The organism is Vibrio paucivorans (genome assembly GCF_054053395.1).
The window spans coordinates 217134-232427 of the sequence record NZ_CM133231.1 but is presented as its reverse complement, the minus strand read 5'-3'; the positions used below and the strand labels follow the sequence as shown (position 1 = coordinate 232427).

Sequence of the window (15294 nt, the reverse complement as noted above, 5' to 3'; positions counted from 1 at the left end):
GGCAGCCTGTTTTTCAGGCTGCCAAATCAAAGAATTAGCCATAAGGCGGAGAATTTAACATGAAAAAACTGATTACAGCGCTTTTGTCAGTTGGTGTTCTACTAACAGGTGTAGCCCAAGCTGAATTGGACAACCCTGGTGGTATCGGTGGGCTTGAATCACTGCGTGGTGCAAGTGAGCTTGAAACCACTCGTCCAGCTGATGATTTTAAAAAGTTCCCACGTGAACAAGCACTAGATAGCAGCTACGTTTACCAGCCACCTCTTATTCCACACAACATCCGTGGCTACGAGGTATCTCTAAACGCGAACAAATGTCTAGCTTGTCATAGCTGGAAAAACGCGAAAGAAATGGGTGCAACTAAGATCAGCGTTACCCACTACGTAAACCGCGAAGACGCCGTACTAGCTGATATGTCGCCGCGCCGTTACTTCTGTCTACAATGTCACGTTCCTCAAGCTAATACTCAACCGCTTGTTGAAAATGAATTCAAGAGTGTAGATTCACTTAAATAAGTGACTAGCGAGTAAATAAGAGGCGATCTATGAAATTATTGAAAGCGTTTTGGAAAAGGCTAACAAGCCCAAGTAAAGCTGCCGTAGGTGTAGTTTTATTTATGGGTTTCGCTGGTGGTCTTCTATTCTGGGGGGCATTCAACACGGGTATGGAAGCAACTAACACAGAAGAATTCTGTTCTGGTTGTCACGCACCTATTGTTGCTGAAATCCAAGAGACCATCCACTACTCTAACCGTTCAGGTGTTCGTGCTATCTGTTCTGACTGTCACGTACCACATGAGTGGACAGACAAAATTGTTCGTAAGGTACAAGCATCAAAAGAGCTATTTGCACACTTTATTACGAAGACAATCGACACTCCGGAGAAATTCCAAGAGCGTCGCGCTCACTTGGCCGAGCGAGAATGGGCTCGTTTGAAGAACAACGATTCCTTAGAGTGTCGTAACTGTCATGAGTTTGAGTTTATGGACTTCTCAGAGCAAAGCACACGTAGCTCTAAGCAACACTCTACAGCGCTAGCATCTGGTGAGAAAACATGTGTAGACTGTCACAAAGGTATCGCGCATAAACTACCAGACATGCACGGCGTTGAAGGCTGGCAATAAGGAGAACAGACAATGAGTACATTAGAATCCGTTATCTGGCATATCCTTGGCTACAGCGCAATGCCAGTCATCATACTCGGTGGCTTTGCCGGTGTCGCAGTTGTGTCACTTTGGCTACTGTCACTAGGTAAAGACAAAGAAGTTGAATAAATAAAGCATCACAATTTTGCCTATTTTGTACGATGCAAAAAAGCCACCTATTCGGTGGCTTTTCTTTTATCAAGACTTTAAATTTAGCCTGGGTATCCGTCTGGATTGTTAGATTGCCAGCGCCACGTATCTTCCGTCATCTCGTTAAGTGTACGCTCCGCTTTCCATCCTAGATCGTTAATTGCCTTAGAAGGATCAGCCCAACATTCAGCGATATCCCCTGCTCTTCGCTCCACCAGCTTATAAGGCACAGGCTTACCAGAAGCGGCTTCAAATGCTTTGACCATTTCCAGTACGCTATAGCCGTTACCAGTGCCTAAGTTGTAGATATGCAGCCCAGATTTATTACCTACTTTCTCCAACGCAGCAACATGACCATCGGATAAGTCCATAACGTGGATATAGTCACGTACGCCAGTACCGTCTTTAGTTGGGTAATCGCTGCCAAACACAGATAAGAACTCACGTCTGCCAACAGCGACTTGAGATACAAATGGCATCAAGTTGTTTGGGATTCCTTGAGGATCCTCCCCAAGTTCACCACTAGGATGAGAACCTACTGGGTTGAAATAACGCAGTAGCGTAATGCTCCAGTCTGAGTTAGCCTTTTGAAAATCCGTCAAGCACTCTTCAACCATAAGTTTACTGCGTCCATATGGGTTAGTCGCACTGGTAGGAAAGTCTTCAGTAATAGGCACTGACGCAGGGTCACCGTATACCGTTGCAGATGAACTGAATACCAATGTTTTTACCCCTGCTTCACGCATAGCGTCAACTAGCACAAGCGTACCATTGACGTTGTTATCGTAATACTCTAGAGGCTTTTCTACCGACTCACCTACCGCTTTAAGGCCAGCAAAATGAATGACGCTCTCAATGGCGTTATCTTTCAAAGCCGATGTCAGTAAGTCTTTGTCACGGATATCGCCTTCAATGAACTTTGGGCGCACACCTGCTACTTTTTCAATTCTATCCAGAACCGTATTCTTACTGTTATAGAGGTTGTCCAAAATAATAGGCGTCATTCCTGCTTGGATCATTTGAATACAAGTGTGGCTTCCGATATATCCCATACCACCGGTAACTAAAACATTCATTGTTTCTAACCTTCTGATAAATTTTGGAAATTGTACATAACCACCAGTAAACCTCAATCTAGAAACTGAGACTAGGAAGAGTTAGTGGTCTTAAACACAAACTGTCTTGAATTTTATGAACCAGTACGTAGTTTGCTGTGTACAACATAGCGCCCTTTCCCAGATGACTTCGCTTGGTACATCGCTGTGTCTGCCGCTTTCATAATTTCATCTTGAGATTCACTGCCACCCGTAATGTGGTAGCCACCAATACTCGCACCAACACGCAGCACACGGCCTTTATAAATTATCTCTTTTTCCATTAAGCTTAGCAGCCTTACCGCGCACTCCTCTAAGCTATCAACATCACACGAGCGCAACACCAAAACAAACTCATCTCCAGACAGCCTTGCAACTAAATCTTGGCTTTGAACTTGGGAAAGCAAACGTTCGGCTACTTGCTTCAAGACTTCATCGCCGGCATCGTGGCCATAGGTATCATTAACTTGCTTAAAGCCATCGAGATCTAAGTATAGAAGGCCAACACCCTCTTCGATGCAGTATTGTGGCGAAAGTATCTCATCCATAACGCGGTTCAACTGCGCTCTATTGGCTAGACCTGTTAGTAAATCGTGATGAGCCAAATATTCGAGGCGTTCCATCTCTTTCATATTAGAAAGGTCAGACAAAATAAGTACGTAATCGTAGACGCTATCACCTTCTTCAGTCACGATTCGGTTTACTTTGACAAACATCGGAATCGCTTGGCCTGAGGAGTGCTTTTCCCAAATTTCTCCTTGCCATTGGCCAAAGTTGTCTACTGACTCAATAATCGTCGGCATCAAAGTACCAAATTGGCGCCACTCCAATACATCAGACGGTCGCTTATTCATCAACTGCTCTTGTGAATATCCAAGTAACTTTGCTACCGCTGGGTTAGTCATGGTGATCACACCATCTTGATTAAGTACAACTAATCCATCTTGGCTGTTTTCAAATACTCCGGCCGCGAGTTTTTGACGTTTAAGCGCCGCTTCAACTACAGTCACATCTCTGATTGCAAACAAGAATTGGTCTTGGCGTGACAGCTTCCTACAGCTCACTTTAAGAAGCTGTTTATCACTGAATACATTGGTGAATACCAACAATTCATCGTCAAACTCTTTACCCGTTTTGACCGCATCTAATAGTAAGTGATACTTGTCCGTATTGAGTATTTCTAGGAAGTTGGCGCCTTTCAGGTAAGCAGGTGTGCACTTAAACACTTCATTACTCGCAGCATTGCTGTGCAGGATATTCCCACTGCTATCAACAACAACTAATGCATGGCGAACCGCTTCGACCACTTCGTTAACAAAGAATTTTTCTTGCTCTAGCTTATCTAAGGTATACGCAACTTGCTGATCACGTTGACCAATTTTATCTAGCATGTGATTAAACGCGTTCACTAGATCGCCTATCTCGTCGCTTGAAGAAGCGGACAGTCTCGTGCTTTGAGTCTTACGCTCATTAAATGACTGGATGGCTTGGTTCAACGCATAAACCGGATCGAGTATAAACTTTTGCGCCATTAAATAGAGCGTTGCTGAGGAGATCACCAATAAGCCTAAAAACAACATAGCGTTATTGACAGTGCGATCGTAAATTTTTGAAAACGACGACTTAGAGACAACAACCCTTAATTTAGCAATCACCTCACCTTCGACTAAGATAGGGACCAGCAAAAATAGATGTTTATCGCCCATTGAGTAACCTTGTTTAACAATCTCGGCACGCTGAGTTACATTCGGAATGGGCGCACTTGCGTCTCTGCGTTCATACATAGAGAAAAGCTGGCCATCAGCAGTGTACAGCTTCACTCGTAAGATCTGTTCATCGGCAGAAAACGCTGAAAGAACTTCTTTAGCGCCCAAACTATCGTTAAACAAAATTGCAGCTTGCAAGTTATAGGCAACACCGTTCGCTAGTACTTTAGTTCGCTCGACGAGTACATCTTTTTGCTCTGCGTGGCTCGATACAAAACTATAAAGCTGTGACACAAAGAAAATTACGACACTAAATAGAATTATCGGAGTTAGCAGTTTACTTCGTAAGGAGAAAGTACTAATCATCTTGGCTGCCCCCTTCGATAATTGAAATTCGTAACAGGCTGGATGAAATCGAGTAACTGCCGATATTATCTATATTAATCTTAGGTTTGATTCGGCCTTCACTCGGCACAAGTGCGATAACGCCTCCTCGCTCCGTAAAGCGTTTTGAATCACTTATCGTCACCATCGAATCACTATGAGTGATGTCTTGAGACAAAAGGCTCTTTTTTGAAACGAACAACACATTACACTTTTCACTAATGCCGGGATATAAAGCGAGCGGCATCGAGCGAATGGTCTTCCCTTGAATAATGACGTCGAGCAATCGGGCGATTTGTTTATCTCCTTCAACACAAAAGTTCAGTGATGTCATCGACGCTTCATCGGGCCAATTAATGAAATTAGCAATTCTAAATACATAAACTGCCAATACTTCTTCTGGTTTATAGGCGGCATGGAGATGCCCTGGCACCGCTACGCACACCATTAGAATCATTGCGATATAAATGCGCTTAAAATTCATAGGATACTCTCAGGTAAGCCAGTTGCTCTTGTGTATACCCCATCCAATCTTGAGTATATCCTTCCTTTTCTCCTAGATTTTTGACGATCGCTTCAAACAAGGGGGCATGCGAATGTTTTTGCCACGCTAGCCTTAGATCAACGGCGATAAAATTAGGTACTTGTTCATACTGCTGCGCATACTCAATTTCTTGAGCTCGAACTAAGAAGTCGAATTGCCATTGTGGATTAATGTCGAACAGCCCCTGCAATGTAGCCAGATGTTGATGTTCAACGGTATATAAGTTTTTAGATTCTCCCGTCGAATATTGACCACCGTCCCATTCTCCCTGAGCAGAGAAGTAGGTGTATGTACCAAATACCTTAAACCAATCTCTTACCGGCCACTGAGCCGCTAGCTCTACCCCATGACTGTCTAGCGAATAGTCATCTGTTGTCACATTCACATCTACCTGATAGTAGTCTGGGTGGTAACCAATGAAATCCTGGCCTCTTACATTGTCATGTTGACTGTAAAATACGGTAGCATCGAGCTCCAATCCCGCTGACAAGTAGCGATAACCTAGTTCATAGGTCGTCACAATTTCTGGTGACATATCAGGTTGAGGATAATATCCCGAAATCCAATAGGCGTCCCCTTGAGGGTAGTTATTAAAATAGTACGAATTCGTTTCAATATAGGACGGTGCCGTGGCACTGCGACCAATTCCAGCCCAGAATGATTGGTTGTCCGAAACTTGATACAAAGCACGAGCTTGAGGCGAGAGTTCAAATGCGCTGGTATGTTCGAAGTACTCTCCTTTTATACCAAAAACAGTTTTGAATGATTCGGTCCAGAATTTGTCCGATTGAATGTACGCGCTCGCTATACTGTCACGTGTCGAATCACCGCTGAACGCTCGAATAAAATAGTCAATATTATTGAAGTCCACATCGGAAATCTCAGAACCAAAATCAATCGCCACATATCGATAGGCAAATCCGTATGACACAATTTGGGTTGGTTCCAGATCTTGGACAAAATTGGCTTCTATATCGAATGTTGTGTATGTGCCCGGCGCGTCCAATGCCTCATCTTTATTGGTTTCAAGCGCAATCATACTGTTGGCATGAACAGACTCTGACAATTCGTGCTCAGTATTGAGCTGAACATAAGCCGAGTGACTGGCAACGTCACCCTCCGAGCTTGTTAGCGCTTGCGACTGGCCATTTTCATATTGAACCTGATAAAAGGTTCGGTCGTATTTAGATTGTTCTCCACCAAATCGTAGTGTCCACTGTTCCTCATTTTCTAGCACTACACCAGCCGACTCTCTTAACCAATGTTGCGCGTCACTTGAAAAATCACGTTTCTCATCTCTTCGCTTATAAAACGCTCTGCCCGTCACTGATTCATTAAGCTGTAAACCATGTCGAACGCTCGTAATATAATCACCATTGTCTGCAAATGCCCCTTTTACGAACGTTCCTAACGTATCTTGCGTCGACTTGGTAATAATATTGATGACGCCGTTAACTGCATTTCCTCCCCACATCGCCCCACCTGGGCCACGCAGTACTTCAATTCGGTCTATATCCTGCAATATGTAGTCAACATCGGACCAATAGACCCCGCCATAAACTGGGCTGAATAAACTGCGTCCATCTATCATGACTAACATTTTATTGTACAAGCCGTCATGAAACCCACGGGACGAAACCATGGGCTCTGTTTGAGAAAACATAGAAACATTGAGGCCAGGGACTAACGCCAGTGCTTGAGCTATCGTTGTGGCACCGCTACGTTGAATACGGTCGCTTTCGAGTACATAAACGGACGATGGAATATCGGTCAGCTGCTGAGAGTATTTTGACGCTGTCTGCATCTCAATTTGAAGTAAAGAAAGTTCTTCTAAGCTCATTGACATGAGATGCTCTAAGACACTCTCTTCAGCCAGAACTGGGCGGGAAACTAGAGAAAGAAAAAGAGACGTTAACAACGTGTATTTCATACAGCACTCTCGTAATATTAGTGAGTACTATTATTCCATTTATTGATAGAAATATACATACAGCATGATAGGTCTATATACCAAAACCCGCTAAATGATGAATTCGATCACTGTTTATATTTAACAATGATAAATATTACACTAATTACACATGGAACACGTGAATACACTGATGAAGAAACGAACAATCACATTAAACTGCGATATGGGCGAGAGCTACGGCTCTTGGAAAATGGGTTTAGATGAAGACGTTATCCCATTTATAGATATGAGCAACATCGCTTGTGGTTTCCACGCCTCAGACCCCCATATCATGAGCCATACCATCGATTTAGCCATCAAGCACAATGTTATGATTGGTGCTCACCCGAGCTACCCAGACCTACATGGTTTTGGTCGTCGTTCTATGGCGTTTTCGGCCAGTGAATTGGGAGAGATTTTGATTTATCAGATTGGTGCGCTCAAAGCGTTATGTGAGAGTAAAAACACCGAGCTTAGCTACGTAAAACCTCATGGTGCTTTGTATAACGATATGATGAGAGACCAAGAGATTTTTGCCGCCGTCGCCGATGCAGTGTCCTGCTTTAATGTACCATTAATGATGCTTGCAACCCAAGACAACCAAGCATTTCTCGACATTGCAGAAAGGTACGATCTCCCACTGATCTTTGAAGCGTTTGCGGACAGAGCCTATCTCGCTAATGGCATGCTTGCTCCGCGTTCAGAAAAAGGAGCGGTTCTTGGCAGTGAAGAGGATATTCTTAATCAAATAAAACAGCTAGTCAGCTACGGCAAGGTCACAACCTTGGATGGTTTTGTTATCCCTATAGAGGCAGACACAATATGTGTTCACGGAGATAACCAAGAAGCTATCGCCCTGATTGAAAATATCGCGCAGACTATCGACAACCTAAGCCAACGCTAGCTCGTTGCTTTACCGATAGATCTTACTTTACAGATAGTTATTACTTTGCAGTCAGTACTGCGCTCTCAATATCAACGGTGCTTTAGAGCCACATAAACGTTATAGAATCAAATGAACGTTGGAGTATCAAATGGAATTTGAATTCACTCTCGAACCAATCGCCGAATGTTCAACTCTGGTGTGCTTTAACAGTACTCCGTCACCTGCCCTTTCATTGCATATCGCTCAAGTCAGCAAAGCCATACTTAATGAGCTTGGCATGCTCGTCATGAACGTTACGCCTTCTTACCACACCATTTTGGTGGATTACTTACCTCACCGTGTCAACGTTTTCGAATTTCATGCACGTCTAGAAAGCGTTATCAAACATACTCAGGTTGATTTAGATGCGAGTCTCGCTCCCGTCATTGAGTTGCCTGTCTACTACGATATTGACGTCGGCCCCGATATCCCGTTGTATCAAGCTAAGGGAATTTCAATAGAAGATCTCATCGAGGCTCATACCTCCGTTAGCTACACCGTTTCTGCTGTTGGGTTCGCACCAGGGTTTGCGTTTCTAACCAGCGTTGCTGAGTCGTTACAGCTTCCACGTAAAAACAGCCCTAGATTACGGGTTCCGAAAGGCAGCGTTGCGATCGCCGATAATCAAACGGCTGTTTACCCAAATCTATCTCCAGGTGGATGGAATATCATTGGTAACTGCCCTATCGACTTATATGATCCCAATAATTCCCCTATGACACCTTTCGAAATTGGGGCTCAAGTCCAGTTTCGCTCGATCAACAAACAAGAATTCACTTCTTTGGGTGGCGTGATTTCATCGGAGGTGTTCAATGAGCTATCTTAACGTCATCAAACCCGGACAACTTAGCTTAATTCAAGATTTCGGCCGCTATGGGCACAGCCAATCAGGTGTGACACAAGGAGGTCCTGTAGATGATTACGCCTATAGCTGGGCCAATCATCTGCTTTCTAACCCTATCAATAGCTCGACGCTGGAAATCACCTTAGGGCAAGCCGAGTTTAAGGCACAAGGCGACTGTGAACTTGCGATAGCAGGAGGAAACTTAAACGCGAAGTTAGACGGTCGAACGATCCCTAACTGGAGTACCTTCTGTGTGCGTAAAGGACAAACCCTTACCTTCGGCTTGCCATCTAATGGCCTTCGCGCTTATTTAGCCGTAAAGGGAGGCTTTAACGTACTTCCTCAGCTTGGAAGTACGGCAACCGTGGTGCGTGAGAACTTAGGAGGCTTAGAGCAACAGGGGTTAAGATTACAAGTGGGAGACCAGCTCTCGTTTAACTCACACAATTTAAGCAAGCACACCGTACAAACAACCTTTCGTTATCAGCCCAACTACAATTTGCCGCTGCAACTGAGAGTGATAGAAAGCTACCAAAACGAATTATTTTCAGAATCAGCTCAGCAGTCGATTTATCAACAGACATTCCAAGTCAGTCAGCATATCGATCGAATGGGTTATCGTTTAACGGGCGGGAACATTACTCCGCCTAGTAATGGCGTGATTAGCGAAGGGATTGCACTTGGCTCAATCCAAGTACCTCCAAATGGAGAGCCCATTATATTGCTCAACGACAGTCAGACTATTGGCGGATATCCTAAATTTGGCTGCGTCGCGCGTATCGACCTGCCTAGACTCGCTCAAGCAAAACCCGGCCAAGAAGTGCAATTTGTAAAAGGCGATTTACTTGGTTTGCAAACCGTTTGGGCTAAATGGGCCCGATTTTTTGGCTATTAGGGTCTGTTGAGCTTACAGATAATACAAAGGGGGAGCATTTGCTCCCCCTTTGTTTATTCAAGCAAATCAATTCGGTTCTATCTCTCACCTATCACAATAGCCAACTGCTTTGGGTATCCGCGACTTATAGCTAACTCACAAGCTAAGGTTTCAACTTGCGCTTCGGTCAGCGACATACTCAGAGGGTGTAGCTGCTCAATATTCTCAGGTTGATAATCTTCAACCAAACTCCAATGTTCAATGATCTTAGACGCTGCTTCTAATGCCGACGACCCTTTAACCACTTCCATTCGAGCATAATTTTCGTTTTCAAATGTCACATCCGCAGCCCGCAGCGTTTCATCTCGACCTGGGATTTGTTGTGCACCGTATAACGGCTTGCCCGCCACTTTTGCTGAATCAAAGCTTGGGACATATCGAGCCACATGCTCTATCGCCCGTTCTGTGCGTAATTGAACAACATCTGGCTGCCAACCTTTTTCTAACTTGTTGGTCAGAACTTCAGGTAACTTAGGATGAGAAGATTGGTAACAAGACGACACGAGTCCGCCTTCAAAAAGGGTAATATCTTCGGTCATGCCATGGAGTTGGAACACACCATCAGCATAGGGAGTTAACTGGGCCATCCCATTTGGTGTCCCTCTTTCACCATGGAAGATCACTTCTGGCCACTGGGCTTGTCCATTTCCCCATTGAGTCACATAAGCGGCCTTGAATTCAACCAAGCGAGAGCGAGGTAACTCCGCGCTATCGTCGACCTGGCCTGTTTGATAACCACAAGCGTTAATCAAATATTCCGCATGAAGCTCTTTCACATCACCTTGGGAGTCTTTGTACGTGAGCACCCAACATTCATCCTTTCGCTGCGCCCGCAATAAGGTGCTATTGAGCATCAGTCGACTGTATTTTGACTGCTGAATCGTAAGCGTTGCACTGGCCGCCAAGCGAAAGACACTCCAGCCATATTCATTAACGGCAACAACGGGATATTTAATAGAGTCTAAGTCTACCGATTTAGCAAAAGGTATTAGCCATTGCTCAAAAGATGTTGGCGTATCAGGTTGAGACTGACCTGCAAGCAATTCAAGCTCATCACGCTCGAATAATCGATAATACTGCTTAGGGTCACCCAGCACATGATTTTTGGGCTCTTGGTCTACTAGCGTTTGATAGCTACTTGTAATGCGTTTTAGGCGCGGTAGTAACTCTTTCGGGCAACCCGTGTCAGTATGAGGCACCGCAATGACGGTAGGCCTCTTATTAATAGTATGGGGAAACAAACGAACGGAAGCGATGGACTGCTCTAGTAACTCGATGCATTGCTGTTCAGATATCTCGCGATACAGATTGCCACCAGCGTGAAGATGGCAGATAGGTGGGCCATTGACTAGCCCAGGGCCTTTTTCCAACAGCGCAACATCAATTCCCAATTCACCTAAGTGAACTGCAGCTGTTGCTCCCGAAACACCACCTCCAATGATGGCAACTTTTACAGATTGTGACGCAGATTCGTGTGTTTTCATTTCAAACGCTATGCTTTTATTCTGCCAGCATTTTAAAGCCAAACACCTCGTATGAAAATCACATTTTTTGAGTGGGATTTTAGTGGTGATCTGCGTGCTAGAATCAGGGTTTTCATACAAGTTATTAACACGTAGCAAGGCATACAGAATCTTTATGCCGTTTTAATGAAAATTAGCTAAAAAAGATTGAAAAAACTCTTGACTCATTAATCCCCGAATCTGAATTTTTACTCTGTGTGAATAACAAAAATTGCTGCAGCCAAAGCAGCATGTGGGCTGCGCCTCGATACCAAGTTATCTACAGGGTAAGTTATCCAAAACTTTATCCACTGTTTTTGTGGATAACTGAATAACGAGGCACTCCCAGTTTTAGCTAAACGCTTTATTGATAGGGGTTAGCAGCTTATTTATCAAACTATTAACAACCAAGAAAAGTGTGCAAAAAGCAACCACAGGGAGCAATAACCATAACCAAATATGTATCTGTGGATCGAGCTCAAAACCGAATTTCATGATACTTGCCACAACGATTTCCGCTCCTAAACTCGCGACTAAACTCGCTGTTAGAGCCATGATTCCATATTCAGCCCAGATGGTTGTGCTTATACGCTTTCTACTTGCTCCAAGAGTACGATACAACCTGACTTCCTGTTGACGCTGACTCAAGTTCAACCGCAATAATGTGAAGATCAAAAGTAATCCAGCAACACCCGATAGCCCAGCAAGCACCGTAATAGACAATACAATATTGGCGAGCAAGTCTCTGATCTTGTCCCCCATCCTTCTAATGTCCATCAAACTCACTGTTGGAAAATCTCGCGAAAGCTTAGAAATCAAGTCATTATGGGTATCATCTAATCGGAAACTCACCAGATAAGAAGCTGGGAAATTCGCCAAAACATCAGGAGTAAAAATAAAGTAGAAGTTTGGTTTCATCTCTCGCCATTCCACCGCTCGGATGGTGTTAACTTCCGCGGTATAGGTTTGAGAGGCGATGGAAAACTCTAATTTATCCCCAATTTTCAAGCCAAGCGCTTGTGCAACTTCGCTTTCAACTGATACACCGTTGGTCTGTGTCCAATTACCTTCTAGTGTTTCATTGTACTTAGGTAGCGTATCCGCCCAAGTAAAGTTCAACTCGCGCCTTAGCGCGTCTGTTTTTTCCTCAGCGACATCAACTTGCTTTGCAGGCTCATCGTTCACCTTAGTCAAGCGTCCACGAATAATTGGGAAGGCTTCAGAGCGTTCGATATTGTTTTCATCTAATACGTTCAAATATTGCTGCTGCTCATAGTCCGCAATATTCAACGCAAAAGCATTAGGCGCGTTTTCTGGCAATGTCTGCTGCCAGTCTGAAAGAAGATCGGTACGAATTAACCAAATCGTCGCGATAAGCATCAACGAAAGCCCTAACGCCCCGAATTGAAACCCTGTCGCAACGGGTGAACGGTTGATACGGCTCAACGCCAGTTTCATGGATACGCCAACCGGTGCCTTGGCTAACAATCGATTGATTAACACACCACATACAGCCAATACAGCGAACAAAGTGACAACACCAAACAGCACCATCCAAACCATTTGATTGTCGCCATACGCAAATCCTAAAGCAGCGATGGGTAAGGCAATAAGCCATAGTGGCTTTTTGCTGCTACCTGTTACCTGCTGAGTTTGCATCACATTGGCAGCACTGACATTAAGTAATCCCATCAATGGAATACTCAGCGCTGGCAAAGCAATCACAACACTGGTACCAATCGCAAGAACAAAAGGATAAATGCCGTAACTCGGAAGCGGATCAGGAAGGAGGTCAACTAACGGGATCCTCAACAAAAACTCTAAACCGACTCCTATTAGTGAGCCGACTACCGCTGAAGTCACAAACAGTAAGGCAACCTGAGTAACAAGCCAGCGCTGCAACCAATGTTTTGTCGCACCAAGACTTTTTAACATTGCGATAGTCGTACGACGGGTAGAAACATAATGCTGACAGGTTAGAACCAGTGTGGTTGCTGCCATGAGCACGACAATAGCGACACTTAAAGACAAATACTGTTGAGTCTGCGTAAAGACTTCGTTAGTGCGGCTACCACTATTTTCATCACGCCAGCGATCGCTCGGTTGAAGTTCTATCTCTGACTTTAATGCGTCAATAGCCGCAGCATCGCCATTAATGAACAAGCGGTATTGGACACGGCTTCCCATCTGAATAGCCCCTGTTTTATCCACATCTTGCTGATGAATAAAAACGGTAGGCATTTGTTGGAATGGGTTGAAGCTCATCCCTGGCTCTTCTGCAATACGACCAGAAACAGTGAAGTCAGCATTACCAATGGACAGCGTTTGTCCCACTTCGGTATTTAACTGCGCAAACAAGCGCTCATCCAGCCAGAGCTCCCCGGGCTTTATGTTGGATTGAGCCCCCTCATCGCCCACTAACACCATCTCGCCTTGCAGTGGATAATTGCTTTCGATCGCTTTAACCATAACAAGCTGCATACCTTGGTCACTGAATGCCATGGTTGAAAAGCGAGTATAGTTCGAGGTATCGAGACTTCTCTGCTGAGTCAGTGTCGTTAGATCCTGTGGCAACGGATTTGAAGAAACAAAGACGCTATCAGCGGTGAGAGCTTGCTTTCCCTGAGTAACAACAACTTGCTCCAATCGATTGGCTAGAGCACTAAGTGCAAACACTGAAGCAATAATAAGAACAAGTGCTAACGCAACGGGCCATAATTGCCCTTCTTTAATTTCTCGGAAGCTCCATTGGAGCATTTTCAGGTTGTGTGTTTGTTGGCCTTTCATTAGGACTCCTCCACACCACCAGATTTCAAATGAATGGTTCGGTCACAACGCTTCGCCAGCGACAAGTCGTGTGTAACCAACACTAACGTTGTTCCGTGATTCTTGTTCAGCTCAAACAACAGTTCAACGACTCTTGCAGCTGTCTGTTGATCAAGGTTGCCTGTCGGCTCATCAGCAAACAACACGCTAGGTTCAATCATAAAAGCACGCGCCAACGCGACACGCTGCTGCTCACCACCAGACAGTTGTGCGGGCGAATGATCGACCCTGTCAGCCAAGCCCACATCCGCTAAAAGTTTAAGTGCGCGCTCTCGATTCTCTTCTTCGCCTTTAAGCAAACATGGTAACGTCACGTTTTCTAATGCGGATAAACTTGGGATCAAAAGAAAGCTTTGAAATACAAACCCTACTGACTCGCTTCGGATCTGAGCACGTTGCTCATCAGACATGGTTGCAAGCGAATGACCAAGTAGCTCTACGCTACCATGGCTCGGTACATCGAGCCCTGCCAATAAAGTCATCAGCGTTGATTTCCCTGCGCCTGATGTACCCACTATCGCAACGCTTTCGCCTTGCTTGATATCTAGGCTTACATCGTTAAGGATTGTTAATTGCTCTTGTTTAGTAGAGACTACTTTCGATAATGATTCAGCTTTAATAACGGATGTTTGCATGATTCGATTACTTTCCTTCGTATTCGCTTTGTTTGTGTCTAGCTACGCCAGTAGTACCACATTATTAATTTTGGGTGATAGCCTGAGTGCGGGATATCAAATGCCGATCGCTCAAGCGTGGCCTTCATTGCTGCCTGAAGAACTGGCTAAACAAAATAAAACCGTTGATGTCGTTAATGCCAGTATATCAGGTGACACAACGGGTAATGGATTATCTCGCTTACCCTCGTTATTGCAAGAACATCAACCGTCTTACGTACTTATCGAGCTCGGTGCCAACGATGGCTTACGTGGTTTTCCGCCCAACATTGTTGAGAAGAACTTATCAGCAATGATTGCACAAGCGAAAGCCTCTGGTGCGACACCTATTCTGATGCAAATTAGAGTGCCACCTAACTACGGTAACCGTTATAGCGATGCGTTTTTCGACATCTATCCAACAGTCGCCCAAAAAGATGGTGTGAGCCTAATCCCTTTCTTTCTCGAACAAGTGATAATTAAACCAGAATGGATGATGTCTGATGGTCTGCATCCAAAACCAGAAGCTCAGCCGTTCATTGCAGAGTATGTGGCAGGTCACCTAGTTAAGCATCTCTGATTTTACTGCCCTAGCTCAATAAAATTTACCTTGCTTTACGTTACGTTATTTGAACGT

14 protein-coding genes are annotated in these 15294 nt (G+C 44.5%); 7 read left to right on the top strand and 7 right to left on the bottom strand.

The window, feature by feature from the left end:
- Positions 1–59: 59 nt before the first annotated feature.
- Genes ACXABW_RS16200 through ACXABW_RS16190 form a run of 3 tightly spaced genes read left to right on the top strand, consistent with a single transcriptional unit; the run spans position 60 to position 1273 of the window.
- Complete coding sequence (locus ACXABW_RS16200) at positions 60–515, top strand: nitrate reductase cytochrome c-type subunit (RefSeq protein WP_457526185.1); 456 nt, start codon at positions 60–62, stop codon at positions 513–515.
- Positions 516–544: 29 nt separating this feature from the next.
- Positions 545–1123 (top strand): NapC/NirT family cytochrome c, encoded by a 579-nt coding sequence (locus ACXABW_RS16195; protein WP_252033922.1) that lies wholly within the window; start codon positions 545–547, stop codon positions 1121–1123.
- A 12-nt stretch (positions 1124–1135) separates the two neighbouring features.
- A complete protein-coding gene (locus ACXABW_RS16190; protein ID WP_252033921.1) occupies positions 1136–1273 on the top strand; it encodes a TIGR02808 family protein in 138 nt (45 codons plus the stop codon).
- An 83-nt stretch (positions 1274–1356) separates the two neighbouring features.
- Here ACXABW_RS16190 and galE read toward each other — a convergent pair whose 3' ends face one another.
- The 4 genes from galE to ACXABW_RS16170 all read right to left on the bottom strand — a co-directional run bounded on the left by galE (position 1357) and on the right by ACXABW_RS16170 (position 6952).
- The gene (gene galE / locus ACXABW_RS16185; RefSeq protein ID WP_265688244.1) at positions 1357–2370 is read right to left on the bottom strand and encodes a UDP-glucose 4-epimerase GalE; all 1014 of its coding nucleotides are present in this window, start codon (positions 2368–2370) and stop codon (positions 1357–1359) included.
- Positions 2371–2483: 113 nt separating this feature from the next.
- Complete coding sequence (locus ACXABW_RS16180) at positions 2484–4460, bottom strand: diguanylate cyclase domain-containing protein (RefSeq protein ID WP_457526182.1); 1977 nt, start codon at positions 4458–4460, stop codon at positions 2484–2486.
- Entirely contained in the window at positions 4453–4962 is a 510-nt protein-coding gene (locus ACXABW_RS16175) for a YfiR family protein (RefSeq protein ID WP_265688242.1), read from the bottom strand. The genes ACXABW_RS16180 and ACXABW_RS16175 overlap by 8 nt, the downstream gene beginning before the upstream one ends.
- Positions 4952–6952, bottom strand: a complete 2001-nt coding sequence (locus ACXABW_RS16170; protein ID WP_457526180.1) for a TonB-dependent receptor plug domain-containing protein — start codon at positions 6950–6952, stop codon at positions 4952–4954. Before ACXABW_RS16170 ends, ACXABW_RS16175 begins: the two co-directional genes overlap by 11 nt.
- Before the next feature lie 172 nt (positions 6953–7124).
- On the opposite strand from ACXABW_RS16170, the gene ACXABW_RS16165 reads away from it, so the two are divergent.
- The 3 genes from ACXABW_RS16165 to ACXABW_RS16155 all read left to right on the top strand — a co-directional run bounded on the left by ACXABW_RS16165 (position 7125) and on the right by ACXABW_RS16155 (position 9637).
- Entirely contained in the window at positions 7125–7877 is a 753-nt protein-coding gene (locus ACXABW_RS16165; RefSeq protein WP_457526178.1) for a 5-oxoprolinase subunit PxpA, read from the top strand.
- 130 nt (positions 7878–8007) lie between these two features.
- Positions 8008–8724 carry a 5-oxoprolinase subunit B family protein gene (locus ACXABW_RS16160; protein WP_457526176.1) on the top strand — a complete coding sequence of 239 codons (717 nt, stop codon included), beginning with the start codon at positions 8008–8010 and terminating at the stop codon, positions 8722–8724.
- A complete protein-coding gene (locus ACXABW_RS16155) occupies positions 8711–9637 on the top strand; it encodes a 5-oxoprolinase subunit C family protein (protein WP_457526174.1) in 927 nt (308 codons plus the stop codon). The genes ACXABW_RS16160 and ACXABW_RS16155 overlap by 14 nt, the downstream gene beginning before the upstream one ends.
- A 77-nt stretch (positions 9638–9714) precedes the next feature.
- Here ACXABW_RS16155 and ACXABW_RS16150 read toward each other — a convergent pair whose 3' ends face one another.
- The 3 genes from ACXABW_RS16150 to ACXABW_RS16140 form a co-directional block, all read right to left on the bottom strand.
- Complete coding sequence (locus ACXABW_RS16150) at positions 9715–11160, bottom strand: FAD-dependent oxidoreductase (protein ID WP_457526172.1); 1446 nt, start codon at positions 11158–11160, stop codon at positions 9715–9717.
- A gap of 369 nt (positions 11161–11529) precedes the next feature.
- Positions 11530–13965 carry an ABC transporter permease gene (locus ACXABW_RS16145; RefSeq protein WP_457526171.1) on the bottom strand — a complete coding sequence of 812 codons (2436 nt, stop codon included), beginning with the start codon at positions 13963–13965 and terminating at the stop codon, positions 11530–11532.
- On the bottom strand, positions 13965–14639 hold the full coding sequence (locus ACXABW_RS16140) for an ABC transporter ATP-binding protein (RefSeq protein WP_457526169.1): 675 nt from the start codon (positions 14637–14639) through the stop codon (positions 13965–13967). The genes ACXABW_RS16145 and ACXABW_RS16140 overlap by 1 nt, the downstream gene beginning before the upstream one ends.
- On the opposite strand from ACXABW_RS16140, the gene tesA reads away from it, so the two are divergent.
- A complete protein-coding gene (gene tesA / locus ACXABW_RS16135) occupies positions 14638–15237 on the top strand; it encodes a multifunctional acyl-CoA thioesterase I/protease I/lysophospholipase L1 (protein ID WP_457526167.1) in 600 nt (199 codons plus the stop codon). The two genes, ACXABW_RS16140 and tesA, sit on opposite strands and share 2 nt — an antisense overlap.
- Positions 15238–15294: the final 57 nt, after the last annotated feature.